10 protein-coding genes are annotated in these 16,536 nt (G+C 70.6%); 4 read left to right on the top strand and 6 right to left on the bottom strand.

What is annotated here, in order from left to right:
- Positions 1–315: 315 nt before the first annotated feature.
- The 4 genes from ACZ4VF_RS26430 to ACZ4VF_RS26415 all read right to left on the bottom strand — a co-directional run bounded on the left by ACZ4VF_RS26430 (position 316) and on the right by ACZ4VF_RS26415 (position 6,168).
- On the bottom strand, positions 316–1,932 hold the full coding sequence (locus ACZ4VF_RS26430; RefSeq protein ID WP_467928995.1) for a glycerol-3-phosphate dehydrogenase/oxidase: 1,617 nt from the start codon (positions 1,930–1,932) through the stop codon (positions 316–318).
- A gap of 47 nt (positions 1,933–1,979) precedes the next feature.
- Positions 1,980–3,518 (bottom strand): glycerol kinase GlpK, encoded by a 1,539-nt coding sequence (gene glpK, locus ACZ4VF_RS26425; RefSeq protein ID WP_467928994.1) that lies wholly within the window; start codon positions 3,516–3,518, stop codon positions 1,980–1,982.
- A 79-nt stretch (positions 3,519–3,597) separates the two neighbouring features.
- The gene (locus ACZ4VF_RS26420; protein WP_467928993.1) at positions 3,598–4,392 is read right to left on the bottom strand and encodes an MIP/aquaporin family protein; all 795 of its coding nucleotides are present in this window, start codon (positions 4,390–4,392) and stop codon (positions 3,598–3,600) included.
- A 1,011-nt stretch (positions 4,393–5,403) separates the two neighbouring features.
- Positions 5,404–6,168, bottom strand: coding sequence for an IclR family transcriptional regulator (locus ACZ4VF_RS26415; RefSeq protein ID WP_467928991.1), 765 nt, complete (start codon positions 6,166–6,168; stop codon positions 5,404–5,406).
- Between the two features lie 276 nt (positions 6,169–6,444).
- Here ACZ4VF_RS26415 and metH point away from each other — a divergent pair, with 276 nt between their 5' ends.
- The 4 genes from metH to ACZ4VF_RS26395 all read left to right on the top strand — a co-directional run bounded on the left by metH (position 6,445) and on the right by ACZ4VF_RS26395 (position 14,493).
- Positions 6,445–9,960 (top strand): methionine synthase, encoded by a 3,516-nt coding sequence (metH, locus tag ACZ4VF_RS26410; RefSeq protein ID WP_467928989.1) that lies wholly within the window; start codon positions 6,445–6,447, stop codon positions 9,958–9,960.
- A gap of 112 nt (positions 9,961–10,072) precedes the next feature.
- Positions 10,073–10,774 carry an HAD family hydrolase gene (locus ACZ4VF_RS26405; RefSeq protein ID WP_467928988.1) on the top strand — a complete coding sequence of 234 codons (702 nt, stop codon included), beginning with the start codon at positions 10,073–10,075 and terminating at the stop codon, positions 10,772–10,774.
- A gap of 433 nt (positions 10,775–11,207) precedes the next feature.
- A complete protein-coding gene (locus ACZ4VF_RS26400) occupies positions 11,208–12,812 on the top strand; it encodes an ABC transporter substrate-binding protein (RefSeq protein ID WP_467928987.1) in 1,605 nt (534 codons plus the stop codon).
- A gap of 100 nt (positions 12,813–12,912) precedes the next feature.
- Positions 12,913–14,493, top strand: coding sequence for an ABC transporter substrate-binding protein (locus tag ACZ4VF_RS26395; RefSeq protein ID WP_467928986.1), 1,581 nt, complete (start codon positions 12,913–12,915; stop codon positions 14,491–14,493).
- 91 nt (positions 14,494–14,584) lie between these two features.
- Here ACZ4VF_RS26395 and ACZ4VF_RS26390 read toward each other — a convergent pair whose 3' ends face one another.
- Both ACZ4VF_RS26390 and ACZ4VF_RS26385 read right to left on the bottom strand, forming a co-directional pair.
- Positions 14,585–15,256 carry a response regulator gene (locus ACZ4VF_RS26390; RefSeq protein ID WP_467928984.1) on the bottom strand — a complete coding sequence of 224 codons (672 nt, stop codon included), beginning with the start codon at positions 15,254–15,256 and terminating at the stop codon, positions 14,585–14,587.
- A gap of 53 nt (positions 15,257–15,309) precedes the next feature.
- Positions 15,310–16,512, bottom strand: coding sequence for a RecB family exonuclease (locus ACZ4VF_RS26385; RefSeq protein WP_467929180.1), 1,203 nt, complete (start codon positions 16,510–16,512; stop codon positions 15,310–15,312).
- Positions 16,513–16,536 lie beyond the last annotated feature (24 nt).

The raw sequence follows: 16,536 nt of genomic DNA, 5'->3' as shown, positions 1-16,536 counted from the left end.
ACATCGGATGCCTCCGCACAGTACGCGGGGACGGTCCGGGCCCGCCTCCCCACAGGCTCCGGCTCCACCAGCCACCCCACCGGGATCTCGGGTCCCGCGGGACGACACCCCGCGGGGCGCCGGCACCCGCCGGTCCCAGGGGACCGGTCTCGCCGGGACCGGGAGGGCCACCGCGGCGGGCGCGAGCCGGACGGGCCGAAGGGGCGGCTCCCTCGACGGGAGCCGCCCCTCGGTGTTCCGGACCCGGTGCGGCGGGGGCCGGAGTGCCGGCGGCGGTCGGGCTCGGGTCGGGGGAGGACCGGCCGCCGCGCGGGTCTACTTCTTGTCCAGCAGGTCCTGGACCCTGGCCCTGACCTCGTCCGTGGCCAGGCCGCGGATGGTCAGGGTGGTGCGGCGGCGCAGCACGTCGTCCGGCGTCTCGGCCCACTCGTGGTCGCGGGCCCACACGACCTGCGCCCAGATCTCCGGGGCGTCGGGGTGGACGCGCTCGGCCAGCTCCGGGTTGTCGTTCGCCAGGCGGGCGATGTCGAAGGCCAGGGAGCCGTAGTGGGTGGCCAGGTGCTTCGCGGTGTCGGCGGCCATGCGCGGGCCCGGCGCCGGACCGTCGACCAGCAGCCGGTGGGCGACCGCGCGCGGGTTGGCGACACCCGGCAGCGGCAGCTTCTTCGGCAGCGAGGAGATCGGCTCGAAGTCGTCGCCGAGCGGGTGACCCGGCAGCGCCTCCAGCTTCTTCATGATCGTCCGGCCGATGTGGCGGAACGTCGTCCACTTGCCGCCCGCCACGGACAGCATGCCGCCCCGGCCCTCGGTCACCACGGTCTCGCGCTTGGCCTTGGCGGTGTCGCCGGGGCCGCCCGGCAGCACCCGCAGACCGGCGAACGCGTAGGTGATGAGGTCCCGCTTCAGCTGCTGGTCCCGGACGGAGAACGCGGCCTCGTCCAGGATCTGGGCTATGTCCTTGTCGTTGACGGACACGTCCGCCGGGTCGCCCTCGTACTCCTCGTCGGTGGTGCCGAGCAGCAGCATGTCCTCCCAGGGGAGGGCGAAGGTGATGCGGTACTTGTCGATGGGGGTCGCGAGCGCGGCCTTCCACGGGGAGGTCCGCTTCAGGACCAGGTGCGCGCCCTTGGACAGGCGGATGGACGGCGCCGCGTTCGGGTCCTCCATCCGGCGCAGGTGGTCGACCCAGGGGCCGGTCGCGTTCAGCACCAGGCGGGCGTTGACCCCGAACTCGTCACCGGTGGTCCGGTCCTTGAGGTCGGCGCCGGTGACCCGGCCCTTGGTGAAGCGCAGGCCCGTCACCTCGGCGTGGTTGAGGACGACCGCGCCCGCCTCGACGGCCGCGCGGACCGTCATCAGCGCCATGCGCGCGTCGTTCATCTGGTCGTCGCCGTACACGGCCACGGCCTTGAGGTTCTCGGTGCGCAGCTCGGGCACGTCCTGCGCCGCCTTGGCGGGCGACAGCAGGTGGCCGACGCCGTCGCCGAACGCGGAGAGCGCGGAGTAGGCGAAGACGCCCGCGCCGAGCTTCGCCGCGCCGTGCGGCCCGCCCTTGTACACGGGGAGGTAGAAGGTGAGCGGGTTCGCCAGGTGGGGGGCCACCTGACGGGAGACCGCACGGCGCTCGAAGTGGTTCTCCGCCACCAGCTTCACCGCGCCGGTCTGCAGGTAGCGCAGGCCGCCGTGGAGGAGCTTGGAGGAGGCGGAGGAGGTGGCGCCGGCGAAGTCGCCGGCGTCGACCAGCGCCACCCTGAGCCCGGACTGCGCGGCGTGCCAGGCGGTGGAGATGCCCAGGATGCCGCCGCCGATCACAAGAAGGTCGTACGACGCCTTGGCGAGCTGCTCCCTGGTCTCGGCGCGGCTCGGGTTGGAGCCGGAGGCCGGGTGCGTCCCCAGGGCAGGTACGGACTGCAGGGTGGACTGACTGGTCATGTCGGGTACTTACTCCTCGTCAGACTGTCCGAGACGGCTACGGCCGCTCAGCTCTCGTCCTCGATCCAGCCCATGGTCCGGTCGACGGCCTTGAGCCAGTTCTTGTACTCACGGTCGCGGGTCTCCGCGTCCATGCGGGGGGTCCACTCGGCGGCCCGGCGCCAGTTGGCGCGCAGTTCGTCGGTGCTGGACCAGAAGCCGACGGCGAGACCGGCGGCGTAGGCGGCGCCGAGGCAGGTGGTCTCGGCGACCATCGGGCGCACCACGGGTGCGTCCAGGACGTCGGCGAGGGTCTGCATCAGCAGGTTGTTGGCGGTCATGCCGCCGTCGACCTTGAGGGTCACCAGCTCGTCGCCGGAGTCCTTGACCATGGCGTCGGCGATCTCCCGCGTCTGCCAGGCGGTGGCCTCAAGGACGGCGCGCGCGAGGTGCGCCTTGGTGACGTACCGGGTCAGACCGGCGATCACACCGCGGGCGTCGGAGCGCCAGTGCGGGGCGAACAGGCCGGAGAAGGCCGGCACGAAGTAGGCTCCGCCGTTGTCCTCGACCGAGAGCGCGAGCGTCTCGATCTCGGCGGCGGTGGAGATCAGGCCCATCTGGTCGCGCATCCACTGCACCAGCGAGCCGGTGACGGCGATGGACCCCTCCAGGGCGTACACGGTCGGCTGGTCGCCGATCTTGTAGCCGACGGTGGTGAGCAGACCGGCGTAGGAGTTGATGATCTTCTCGCCGGTGTTCATCACCATGAAGGTGCCGGTGCCGTAGGTCGACTTGGTCTCGCCCTCGGAGAAGCAGGTCTGGCCGAACAGGGCCGCCTGCTGGTCGCCGAGCGCGGAGGCGACCGGGATGCCGCCCAGCAGGTCGCCCAGCCTGCCGCCGGTGACCTCGCCGTAGACCTCGGCGGAGGACCGGATCTCGGGGAGGATCTGCAGCGGCACGCCGATGGATTCGGCGATCTTCTCGTCCCACTGCATGGTGTGCAGGTTCATGAGGAGGGTCCGGGAGGCGTTGGTCACGTCGGTGACGTGCCTGCCGCCCTCGGCACCGCCGGTCAGGTTCCAGATGACCCAGGTGTCCATGGTGCCGAAGAGGATGTCGCCGGCCTCGGCGCGCTCCTTCAGGCCCTCGACGTTGTCGAGCAGCCAGCGGGCCTTGGGCCCGGCGAAGTAGGACGCGAGCGGCAGGCCGGTCTCCCGGCGGAAGCGGTCCTGGCCGACGTTGCGGCCCAGCTCCCGGCAGAGAGCGTCGGTACGGGTGTCCTGCCAGACGATGGCGTTGTGGACGGGCTCACCGGTGTTCTTGTCCCACAGCACGGTGGTCTCGCGCTGGTTGGTGATGCCGATGGCCTTGATGTCGTCACGGGTGATGCCGGCCTTCTCGATGGCTCCGGCGACGACTTCCTGGACGTTGGTCCAGATCTCGTTGGCGTCGTGCTCGACCCAGCCCGGCTTCGGGAAGATCTGCTCGTGCTCCTTCTGGTCGACGGAGACGATGCGGCCGTCCCGGTCGAAGACGATGCAGCGCGAGGAGGTCGTGCCCTGGTCGATCGCCGCGATGAAGGGGCCTGCGGTGTGAGCGTCGGTCACTGTGTGCTCCTGAAAGGTCCGTGGTGAGGGGGCGTACGTACGGCGCGTGCTCGAAGACTCGGTGCGGTCGGCGAGCTTTCTAGGCGAAGGCGACGTTGTAGATGCCTGCCGCGATGGCACCGCCGACCAGCGGACCGACCACCGGGATCCAGGCGTAGGCCCAGTCGGAGCCACCCTTGTTGGGCAGCGGCAGCAGGGCGTGCACGATGCGCGGGCCCAGGTCGCGGGCCGGGTTGATCGCGTAGCCCGTCGGGCCGCCGAGCGAGAGACCGATCGACACCACCACGAACGCGGTGATCAGACCGCCGAGGACACCGAGACCGTTGCCCTTGTCGTTCAGGCCCTGGGTGAGGACCGCGAGGATCAGCACCACGGTGCCGATGATCTCCGTGGCGAGGTTCTGCACCGCGTTCCGGATCTCCGGGCCGGTGGAGAAGACGCCGAGGACCGGACCGGCCCCCTTCTCCTGGGCCTCCACCGCCTTGGCCGAGGTGGCCTGCGCACCGGGGCCGCCCACGATCTCGTGGTCGGTCAGGTGCGCCTGGAACTGGCCGTAGTAGGCGACCCAGACCAGGGCCGCGCCGATCATCGCGCCGAGCAGCTGGCCGGCGAAGTAGGTCGGAACGTTGCTCCAGTCGCTGTCCTTGATGGCCAGGGCGACGGTGACGGCCGGGTTGAGGTGGGCGCCGGACAGCGGTCCGGAGATGTACACGGCCGTCATGACGGCGAAGCCCCACCCGAAGGCGATGGCGAGCCAACCGGCGTTACGGGCCTTGGAGGCCTTCAGCGTGACGGCGGCACAGACGCCGCCGCCGAGCAGGATGAGTATGGCGGTACCGATGGTCTCGCCGATGAAGATGTCGGAGCTGGACACCCGCGACTCCTTTGTCCTTCGTCCAGGGATAGCCGAACCCCGGGTCCCACCGGGGGTTCTGGCGCCCTCGGGGGTGAGAGCGATGCCGGCCCTTGGCGTTGTCACACTCTAGCGCGTATTGCCGGTAGGTGTTCGACAATGCCGACCGATGGACGGGAGTCTTGTTCGGCGTTACGCGTGCGTCAAGAGTTCTGTTATCGAAAGCAGGATCGTTATTGATCGCTGCGGGCTATCGATCATCGTCGCTGGTCATCGACCTTCGTGTACGGCCGTGCGTTCTAGTCCTTATCACCCTGTTTGTCGCTTTCAGGGTAGGGCGAGGACCGGAACGCCGCCTGGCGTCCCGGGTCGTTCCGTGCCATCGGTCCCCGGTCGATCCCCTGCTACGGGCCGGTCGATTCCTGCCGCGGACTCGCCGGCCGTCGGCCGCTCCGGGGCGTGGGCGGTCACCTGTTCCGGGCCACCGGTCGCCGGCCGCTTCCGAGCGTGGGTGGTCACTTGTTCCGGGCTGCTGGTGGCTGGCGGCTTGGGCCGCCGGTCTACAGTCGCTCCGGGGTGTGGGCGGTCATCTGTTCCGGGCTGCTGGTGGTCGGCGGCTTGGGCTGCTGGTCTTCAGTCGCTCCGGCCCACCGGTCATCGGCCGCTTCGGCAGCCGGTCGTCAGTCGTTCCGGGCTGTGGGCCGTTACCCGCTCCGGCCCACCGCTTGTCAGCCGCTCCAGCCCGCCGGTCATCGACCGAGGTGCGGCAGCCGGTGGTCAGCGGTCCCAGATCGCCGGTCGGGCCCGCCGGTCGCCAACCCCTTGGCGGCCGGTGGTCAGTCGTTCCGGCCCGCCGCTCATCAGCCGAGCTGTGGCTGCCGGTGGTCAGCGGTCCCGGGCTGCGGGCCGTTACCCGCTCCGGCCGAGCCGGTGGTCAGCGGTTCCGGCCCGCCGTTCGTCGGCCCCTTGGCGTCAACGGCGCCGTGGTCAGCCGCTCCCGACCGCCGGTCGCCTCCCGCTCCGGCCCGCCGGTCAGAACCGTCCCGCGCCCAGGTCCCGGGAGACCGCGCGGGCACAGTCCCGTACCGCCGCGATCAGCTCGGGGCGCAGCTCGCCGTCCCGGCACAGCCGCTCCACCGCCCCCGTGATGCCGACCGCGCCCACCGGCATCCGGCGCCGGTCGTGGATGGGCGCCGCGATCGACGCCACGCCCTCCCAGGTCTCCTCCACGTCCGCCGCGTACCCACGCGCGCGCGTGATGTCGAGGAGGTGCTCGAAGTCGCCGGGATCGCACACCGTGCGGTCGGTGAAGGCCTTCCGGTCCGTCTCCAGCGCCTCGCTGTGCGCCACCGGGTCGTACGCCGAGAGCACCTTGCCCAGGGCCGTCGAGTGCAGCGGCTGCATGGCCCCGATCTCCAGCACCTGCCGGCTGTCGTCGGGCCGGAACACGTGGTGCACGATGAGCACGCCCTGCTGGTGCAGGACCCCCAGGTACACGCTCTCCCCGCTGGACCGGGCCAGGTCGTCGGCCCACACCAGGGCCCGCGCCCGCAGCTCGTGCACGTCGAGATAGGTGGTCCCGAGCCGGAGCAGTTCCGCGCCGAGCTGGTAGCGGCCGGAGGCGTCGTCCTGCTCGACGAAGCCCTCCTGCTGGAGGGTGCGCAGGATCCCGTGGGCGGTGCCCTTGGCGAGGCCCAGTGACGAGGCGATGTCCGAGAGGCCGAGTCGCCGCTCGCCGCCCGCGAGCAGCCGCAGCATCGCCGCCGCCCGTTCGAGCGACTGGATGTTCCGTGCCATCGCCGTTCTGCCTCCGTCCCTCGACCTGCCCCGGTGCGGAAACCACCGTTCGGCAATGTCGAACACTACCGGTCCATGCCGACGTCCCGCTAATGGTCGGACGGCACCTGTTACATCACCGGTGACCCGAGCGTCGCATCGGGGTCACCCGCGTCCGCCCCGTGGACGGATGTGCCCATCCAAGCCGACTCCCGGTTACTCTGGCGCCGTGCGGCACCTCCGGCGCGCCCGGGGAGCCGCATAGCCGACAGCCGTCGCACCACAGGGAGCCCCTACATGGCCTCGTCGCCGACGTCCCCTTCCGCCGACAGCCGGACCCGCGTGTCCGCGCTCCGAGAGGCGCTTGCCACCCGCGTGGTGGTCGCCGACGGAGCCATGGGCACGATGCTCCAGGCGCAGGAGCCCACCCTCGAGGACTTCCAGAACCTCGAAGGGTGCAACGAGATCCTCAACCTCACCCGCCCCGACATCGTCCGCTCCGTCCACGAGGCGTACCTCTCCGTGGGCGTCGACTGCGTCGAGACCAACACCTTCGGGGCCAACCACGCGGCCATGGCGGAGTACGACATCGCCGACCGCGTGTACGAGCTGTCCGAGGCGGGCGCCCGCATCGCCCGCGAGACCGCCGACGCCTACTCCGCCCGGGACGGCCGCCCCCGCTGGGTCCTCGGCTCGATCGGCCCCGGCACCAAGCTGCCCACCCTCGGCCACATCGGGTTCACCACCCTCCGCGACGGCTTCCAGGCCAACGCCGAGGGCCTGCTCACCGGCGGCGCCGACGCCCTGATCGTCGAGACCACCCAGGACCTGCTGCAGACCAAGGCCTCCGTCCTGGGCGCCCGGCGCGCCATGGAACGCCTCGGCAGCGAGGTCCCCCTGCTGGTGTCGATGGCCTTCGAGACCACCGGCACCATGCTGCTCGGCTCCGAGATCGGCGCCGCGCTGACCGCGCTGGAGCCGCTCGGCATCGACATGATCGGCCTGAACTGCTCCACCGGCCCCGCCGAGATGAGCGAGCACCTGCGCTACCTCACCCGGCACTCCCGCATCCCGCTGCTGTGCATGCCCAACGCCGGCCTGCCCGTCCTCACCAAGGACGGCGCCCACTTCCCCCTCGGCCCCGAGGGCCTGGCCGACGCCCAGGAGAACTTCGTACGGGACTACGGCCTCTCCCTCATCGGCGGCTGCTGCGGCACCACCCCCGAGCACCTGCGCCAGGTCGTGGAGCGCGTCCACGACCTCACCCCGGCCGAGCGCGCCCCGCGCCCCGAGCCGGGCGCCGCCTCCCTCTACCAGTCGGTCCCGTTCCGGCAGGACACCTCCTACCTGGCCATCGGCGAGCGCACCAACGCCAACGGCTCCAAGAAGTTCCGCGAGGCCATGCTGGAGGCCCGCTGGGACGACTGCGTGGAGATGGCCCGGGAGCAGATCCGCGAGGGCGCGCACATGCTCGACCTGTGCGTGGACTACGTCGGCCGGGACGGCGTCGCCGACATGGAGGAACTGGCCGGCCGCTTCGCCACCGCCTCCACCCTGCCGATCGTGCTGGACTCCACCGAGGTCGACGTCATCCGGGCCGGCCTGGAGAAGCTCGGCGGCCGCGCGGTGATCAACTCCGTGAACTACGAGGACGGCGACGGCCCCGACTCCCGGTTCGCGAAGGTCGCCCAGCTGGCGCGCGAGCACGGCGCCGCCCTGATCGCGCTGACCATCGACGAGGAGGGCCAGGCCCGCACCCCGGAGAAGAAGGTCGAGATCGCCGAACGCCTGATCGACGACCTGACCGGGAACTGGGGCATCCGCGAGGAGGACATCCTCATCGACACCCTGACCTTCACCATCTGCACCGGTCAGGAGGAGTCCCGCAAGGACGGCGTCGCCACCATCGAGGCCATCCGCGAGCTGAAGAAGCGCCACCCGGCCGTGCAGACCACGCTGGGCCTGTCGAACATCTCCTTCGGCCTCAACCCGGCCGCCCGCATCCTGCTCAACTCCGTCTTCCTGGACGAGTGCGTCAAGGCAGGCCTGGACTCCGCGATCGTCCACGCCTCCAAGATCCTCCCCATCGCCCGGTTCAGCGAGGAAGAGGTGCGGACCGCCCTCGACCTGATCCACGACCGCCGAGCCGAGGGCTACGACCCCCTGCAGAAGCTCATGCAGCTCTTCGAGGGCGCCACGGCGAAGTCCCTCAAGGCCGGCAAGGCCGAGGAGCTGGCCGCGCTGCCCCTGGAGGAGCGGCTCAAGCGCCGGATCATCGACGGCGAGCGCAACGGGCTGGAAGCCGACCTGGACCTCGCGCTGGCCGAGCGGCCCGCCCTGGACATCGTCAACGAGACCCTGCTCGACGGCATGAAGGTCGTCGGCGAGCTGTTCGGCTCCGGCCAGATGCAGCTGCCGTTCGTCCTGCAGTCCGCCGAGGTCATGAAGGCCGCCGTCGCCTACCTCGAACCGCACATGGAGAAGTCGGACGCCGACGGCAAGGGCACGATCGTGCTCGCCACCGTGCGCGGCGACGTCCACGACATCGGCAAGAACCTCGTCGACATCATCCTGTCCAACAACGGCTACAACGTCGTCAACCTGGGCATCAAGCAGCCGGTCTCCGCCATCCTGGAGGCCGCCGAGGAGCACCGGGCCGACGTGATCGGCATGTCCGGACTGCTGGTGAAGTCCACGGTGATCATGAAGGAGAACCTGGAGGAGCTGAACCAGCGCGGCCTCGCCGCCCGCTTCCCGGTCATCCTCGGCGGCGCGGCCCTCACCCGCGCCTACGTCGAGCAGGACCTGCACGAGATCTACCAGGGCGAGGTCCGCTACGCCCGCGACGCCTTCGAGGGCCTGCACCTCATGGACGCCCTGATCGGCGTCAAGCGGGGCGTGCCCGGGGCGAAGCTGCCCGAGCTGCGCCAGCGCCGGGTCCGCGCGACCGCCGCCGTCCAGGTCGAGGAGCGGCCCGAGGAGGGGCACGTCCGCTCCGACGTCGCCACCGACAACCCCGTGCCCACCCCGCCCTTCTGGGACACCCGCGTCGTCAAGGGTATCCAGCTCAAGGAGTACGCGAGCTGGCTCGACGAGGGCGCCCTGTTCAAGGGCCAGTGGGGACTGAAGCAGGCCCGCACCGGCGAGGGACCGACGTACGAGGAACTGGTCGAGACCGAGGGCCGGCCCCGGCTGCGCGGCCTGCTCGACCGGCTCCAGACCGACAACCTCCTGGAAGCGGCCGTCGTCTACGGCTACTTCCCCTGCGTCTCCAAGGACGACGACCTGATCATCCTGGACGAGCAGGGCAACGAGCGCACCCGCTTCACCTTCCCCCGCCAGCGCCGCGGCCGGCGCCTGTGCCTGGCCGACTTCTTCCGCCCGGAGGAGTCCGGCGAGACCGACGTCGTCGGCTTGCAGGTCGTCACCGTCGGCTCCCGCATCGGCGAGGAGACCGCCAAGCTCTTCGAGGCCAACGCCTACCGCGACTACCTCGAACTGCACGGCCTGTCCGTCCAGTTGGCCGAGGCCCTGGCCGAGTACTGGCACGCGCGCGTCCGCGCCGAACTCGGCTTCGCCGGCGAGGACCCCGCCGACATCACGGACATGTTCGACCTGAAGTACCGCGGCGCCCGCTTCTCCCTCGGCTACGGCGCCTGCCCCGACCTGGAGGACCGCGCCAAGATCGCCGAGCTGCTGCGGCCCGAGCGGATCGGCGTCCACCTGTCCGAGGAGTTCCAGCTGCACCCCGAGCAGTCCACGGACGCCATCGTGATCCACCACCCGGAGGCCAAGTACTTCAACGCGCGGTGAGGCGTGTCCCACCCGGCATCCTGATCGGATAAGTCGTACACTGGTCGGTCCACCGCAGGCCGGTTCCCCGCCGGGGAGCCGGCCTGGCCGTCCCTCAAGGAGGTGCGCCCGGATGACCAGCACGGTCCCCGCGCTCGGAACCAGAACGGTCGAAGGCTCCGCCCTGCAGGCGGTGCTCCTCGACATGGACGGCACCCTCGTCGACACCGAGGGGTTCTGGTGGGACGTCGAGGTGGAGGTCTTCGCCTCCCTCGGGCACACCCTGGACGACACCTGGCGGCACGTCGTCGTCGGCGGTCCCATGACCCGCAGCGCCGGCTTCCTCATCGAGGCGACCGGCGCCGACATCACCCTCGCCGAACTCACCGTGCTCCTCAACGAGGGTTTCGAGGAGCGCATCGGCCGGGCCCTGCCCCTGATGCCGGGCGCCGCCCGGCTCCTCGCCGAGCTGTACGAGTCCGAGACCCCGACCGCCCTGGTCTCCGCCTCCCACCGGCGCATCATCGACCGGGTGCTGTCCGTGCTGGGCCCGCACCACTTCACCCTCTCCATTGCCGGTGACGAGGTCTCCCGCACCAAGCCCTTCCCCGACCCGTACCTGCTCGCCGCCGCGGGCCTCGGTGCGGATCCGGCCAGATGCGCCGTCGTGGAGGACACCGCGACCGGTGTCGCCGCCGCCGAGGCCGCCGGCTGCCGGGTCGTCGCCGTCCCCTCCGTCGCGCCCATCGGCCCCGCCGCCGGGCGCACCGTCGTCACCTCTCTGGAAGAGGTCGACCTGGCATTTCTCCGGAGCCTGATGACGGAAATGCGCTGACCGTTCACCCAGCGTGCGAAGCCCGATGACCGCGCCGGACGCATTTCCGGGGAACCACCCCCGAGGAGAATTCAGAGTGGACCGCCCGGCCGAATTCTGCTGACCGGCGGCACAGTTGGGAGTGTGACGTTCCCCACGCCGGAGCGGCTCGACAACGTTGGCCAAGTGTGCTGAGCCGCCCTGGATGGGCGGAAACGGCGGCACGTTGTGTCCCGATTGGGGGGACGCTGCACTAAACATGCCGCTGTCGGGTTTTCGGTGCGTCCACAGCTGGTTCCCCTGCGTGATGAGAGGTCAACTCACGCGGCTGCGAGGCGGGCTGCGGGCGCGGACTAATCTCGTCGCGAGAACATCGCCGCGAACCCCTGTGATCCGCCGCACCACCCCTGCATGCCGGATACACGGACCCGAACAGCTCTGGAGAAACCCCCGCATGAACCGCAAGACTTTGGTGCTGCCGGCGGTGGCCGGCCTGCTCACCCCGGTTCTCGCCGCGTGCGGCGGATCCGACAGCGGGAGCAAGAGCGGTGACGCCATCGTCGTCGGTACCACGGACCAGTTCACGGCCACCAAGGACGCCCCCGCGCCCCTCGACCCGGCCTACGCCTACGACGTCGGCACCTGGAACATCCTGCGCCAGTCCGTGCAGACCCTGATGGCCCAGCCCAGGGGTGAGGGCGAGCCCGTCCCCGAGGCCGCCGAGAGCTGCTCCTTCACCGACAGCGGCAGTGAGCGCTACGCCTGCAAGCTGCGCGACGGCCTGAAGTTCGCCAGCGGCGACCCGGTGACCGCCAAGGACGTCAAGTACTCCATCGAGCGTGCGCTCCGCATCAACTCCGACAGCGGTGTCTCCGCCCTGCTGAACACCATCGACACCATCGAGACGCAGGGCGACCGCGAGGTCGTCTTCCACCTGAAGACCGCCGACGCCACCTTCCCGTACAAGCTGTCCACTCCGGTCGCGGGCATCGTCAACCCGAAGGACTACGAGAAGGACAAGCTCCGCGACGGCTTCGAGATCGACGGCTCCGGCCCGTACACCTTCAAGGCCGACGTCAAGAACGACGCGATCGTCAGCGCCACCTTCACCAAGAACTCCTCCTACGAGGGCAGCATGAAGGTGAACAACGACAAGGTCGTGCTGCGCTCCTTCACCGACGCCGACGCCATGGGCGCCGCCATCGACAAGGGCGACATCGACGTGATGACCCGCACCATGGCGCCCGCGCAGATCCAGAAGCTCGACGCCGGCAGCGACGAGAACGCCGACCTGGTCGACATGCCGGGCCTGGAGATCCGCTACCTCGCCTTCAACACCGACGCCACCAGCGTCAAGTCCAAGGCCGTACGCCAGGCCATGGCCCAGCTCATCAACCGCGGCGAACTGGTCTCCAAGGTCTACGGCACCCAGGCCGAGCCGCTGTACTCGATGGTCCCGGCCACCGTCACCGGCCACTCCAACTCGTTCTTCAACAAGTACGGCAACCCCAGCGTCGACAAGGCCAAGAGCCTGCTCGGCAAGGCCGGCATCACCACCCCGGTGAAGCTGACCCTGCACTACACCACCGACCACTACGGCTCGGCCACCAAGCAGGAGTTCCAGATCCTGCAGAAGCAGCTCAACGACAGCGGCCTGTTCGACGTCTCCATCGAGGGCCACCCCTGGTCCACCTTCCGGCCCGCCGAGCGCAAGGGCGAGTACGACGTCTACGGCATGGGCTGGTTCCCCGACTTCCCGGACGCGGACAACTTCCTCGCGCCGTTCCTCGACAAGAACAACTTCCTCGGATCGCCGTACAACAACGGCACCATCCAGCGCACCCTGATCCCGCAGTCCCGTCGCGAGGCCGACCGGATCGGCGCCTCCAAGAGCCTGACGGAGATCCAGGACATCGTCGCCGAGGACGTCCCGGTCCTGCCGCTGTGGCAGGGCAAGCAGTACGTCGCCGCACGGGACGACATCACGGGCGTGGCCTACGCCCTGAACTCCTCCTCGACGCTCCAGCTGTGGGAGCTGGGCCGCGGTGTGAGCGGCTGACGGCTCCTTGCACCCGGGGCCGAGCACGATGCGGCCCCGGTGCCCGGGACCAGGGACGGCGGCCCCGGGCTGACGAACCGACGACAAGGCACATATTCAAGTGAACATGCGCAACCAGTGGCCAGTTCTGCCCATCGTGGCGGGACTGGCCTCCGGCCTGTTGACCGGCTGCGGCACCGAGACCGGTGGCTCCGGGGGCACCGGCTCCTCCGTGGTGATGGGGATGTCCGACGACGTCCTCGCCACGGACCCGGCATCCGGCTATGACCCCGGCTCCTGGCTGTTGTTCAACAACGTCTTCCAGTCGCTGCTCAGCTTCCCCAAGGGCGCGACCGAACCCCAACCCGACCTCGCCAAGCAGTGCCTCTTCACCGACACCCGGGCGATGGTCTACAAGTGCGAGCTGAAGGACGGCCTGAAGTTCAGCAACGGTGACGCCCTCACCTCCGCGGACGTGAAGTTCTCCTTCGACCGCATGCTGAAGATCGACGACCCCGCCGGCCCCGCCATCATCTTCCCGATGCTCGACAGCGTCGAGACACCGGACGCCAAGACCGCGGTCTTCCACCTGAAGGTGCCCGACGCCACCTTCCCCAGCAAGATCGCCTCCGGCGCCGGCGCCATCGTGGACCACCGCCAGTACGACGCGAACGGCCTGCGCACCGACCACCAGGCCGTCGGCTCCGGCCCCTACAAGCTGGACTCCTTCGACAAGGACCAGGCCGTCTTCTCGGTCAACGACAACTACCGGGGCGAGGCCAAGCCGAAGAACTCCGGCGTCACCCTCAAGTTCTTCCACGGCGACCGCACCGCCCTGCGCAAGGCACTCCTCGACGGCGACGTCGACATCGCCTACCGAGGCCTGTCCGCCGCCGACATCGCCGCCCTCGACCGGCAGGCCGACAACAAGGGCGTCGAGGTCATCGACGGCAGCAGCGCCGAAGTCCAGCACCTCGTCTTCAACATGAAGGACCCGGTGGCCGGCAAGAGCGGCGTCCGCAAGGCCATGGCCTACCTCATCGACCGCGACGCCCTCATCCACGACGTCTACCAGGGCACCGCCACCCCGCTGTACTCGATCATCCCGGCGGGCATCGCGGGCCACAACACCGCGTTCTTCGACACCTACGGCGCCCGCCCCTCCCGGGACAAGGCCGCCGCCGCACTCCGCGCCGACGGCATCACCGGCAAGGTCAAGCTCACCCTGTGGTCCACGCCGTCCCGCTACGGCCCCGCCACCGACCAGGAACTGAAGGCCATCGCCGGCCAGCTCAACGCCAGCGGCCTGTTCGAGGCCGACGTCCAGTCCGTCGCCTACGACCAGTACGAGAAGGACATCGCCGCCGGCAAGTACGGCGTCTACGTGAAGGGCTGGGTGCCGGACTACCCGGACGCCGACAACTTCACCGCGCCCTTCTTCGGCAAGGGCAACGTCCTGAACAACAACTACGGCAACACCACCATCACCAAGTCCCTGATACCGCACACCGCCGCGCAGAGCGACCGCACGGCGACCGACAAGGACTTCGGCAGGCTCCAGGACATCGTCGCCGACGAACTGCCCGTCCTGCCGGTCTGGCAGGCCAAGCAGTACGCCGTCGTCCGCGACGGCGTCTACGGCCTGGAGTACTGCCTGGACGCCTCCACCGTGTTCCGCTTCTGGGAGATCAGCAAGAGCTGACCCCGGACACACGAGAGGGCGCCCCTCCCCCCGCGGGGGGAGGGGCGCCCTCGGCCGTTCACGGCCTGCCGCGTCCCACGCGCCGTACCGCCTACTGCGCGCCGGGACGCACCAGACCGCTCTCGTACGCGTAAACCGCGGCCTGCACCCGGTCCCTCAGCCCCAGCTTCGTGAGCACGTGCCCCACGTGCGTCTTCACCGTCGTCTCGCTGACGAACAGGTCCGCCGCGATCTCCGCGTTGGACAGCCCGCGCGCCACCAGCTTCAGCACCTCCACCTCCCGGTCGGTGAGGGTGTGCAGGGTGTCCGGCACCGCCTCCTCACCCGACGGCAGGTGCGTGGCGTACTTGTCCAGCAGCCGCCGCGTGATGCTCGGTGCCAGCATGGCCTCGCCCGCCGCCACCACCCGGATCGCCTGCACCAGCTCGTTGGCGGGCGCGTCCTTCAACAGGAAACCACTGGCCCCGGCACGCAGCGCCTCCACCACGTACTCGTCCAGGTCGAACGTCGTCAGCACCAGCACCTTGGCCGGGCCGTCCCGGCCGGGCCCGGTGATCTGCCGGGTGGCCTCCACACCGTCCATCCGCGGCATCCGGATGTCCATCAGCACGACGTCCGGCTGCAGCGCTCGCACCTGGTCCAGGGCCTGGAGGCCGTCACCGGCCTCGCCGACGACCGCGAGGTCCTGCTCGGCCTCCAGGATCATCCGGAAACCCGTACGCAGCAGCGGCTGGTCGTCGACCAGTAGGACGCGGATGGCCACGTGACACTCCTTCGCTAGTCCGGGCCCATTCTGCCCTGCCCCGGATTCCCGGTTCACCCGGTCCCGGACTCCGCGGCCGTCACGGGCAGCGGGTAGGGCGGGGGAGTGCCGCCGAACTCCGGGCAGTGCGCCCGGTGGTCGCACCAGCCGCACAACTTCGTCGGCCGGGGCCGCCAGTTCCCCGTCTCCGTGGCCTGCCTGATGGCCTCCCACAACGCGTGCAGCTTCCGCTCCACCCGCTCCAGGTCCGCCGGCACCGGGTCGTAGGTCAGCACGTCCCCGCTGCCCAGGTAGACCAGCTGCAGCCGGCGCGGAACCACCCGCTTCAGCCGCCACACCACCAGGGCGTAGAACTTCATCTGGAACAACGCGCCCTCGGCGTACTCCGGGCGGGGTGCCTTGCCCGTCTTGTAGTCGACGATCCGCACCTCGCCGGTCGGCGCCACGTCCACCCGGTCGATGATCCCGCGCAGCCGCAGCCCCGACTCCAGCTCCGCCTCCACGAACAGCTCACGCTCGGCCGGCTCCAGCCGCGTCGGATCCTCCAGCGTGAACCAGCGCTCCACGAGCCGCTCCGCCTCCGCGAGCCACCCGGCCAGCCGCTCGCCGTCCGGATCGTCCGCGAACAGCTCGGTCACCTCCGGCCTGCTCTCCCTGAGCCGGTCCCACTGTCCCGGGATCAGCGCCTTCGCCCGCGGCGCGGTCCGCTCCCCGGCCGGCGCGTCGAACAGCCGCTCCAGCACGGCGTGCACCAGCGTGCCCCGCGTCGCCGCCGGACTCGGCTTCTCCGGCAGCCGGTCGATCACCCGGAACCGGTACAGCAACGGACACTGCATGAAGTCACTGGCCCGGGAGGGCGACAGCGAGGTCGGCGCGCTGACGCTCCGCCCGACGGAAGCGGCCGCCCCGGCCCCCTCGGCCCCGGGCGACCCGCCGCCTCCGCCGGCGGCGGGGGCCGCCCCAGCGGCACAGGCCGGGGCGGCGGTGCCGGGGGCGCCGCTCCCGGCACCGCCGCCGGCTGCCCGGTCACCATGCGGGCCGGCGTCGCCGGCCGCCGGGCCGAGCGTGCCCGGGCCGCCGTCACCGGTGGCGCCGGCCGTCACACCGGTCGCCGAGGCGTCCGCGTCGGCGGGTAGCACGGGTAGCGCGGGTACCGAGGTCACCGAGGGTCCGGCGGCGTCCGGGGCCGGCCCCGTGGACTGTGCCGGGAGCGCGGGCGGCTCCGCCTCCCCGGCCTGTTCCGTGGGCGCGGGCATCGCGGGGCCCGGCGGCCGGGGCGG

Source organism: Streptomyces sp. NPDC029151 (assembly GCF_055564315.1).
This window is presented reverse-complemented; position numbering and strand designations above follow the sequence as displayed.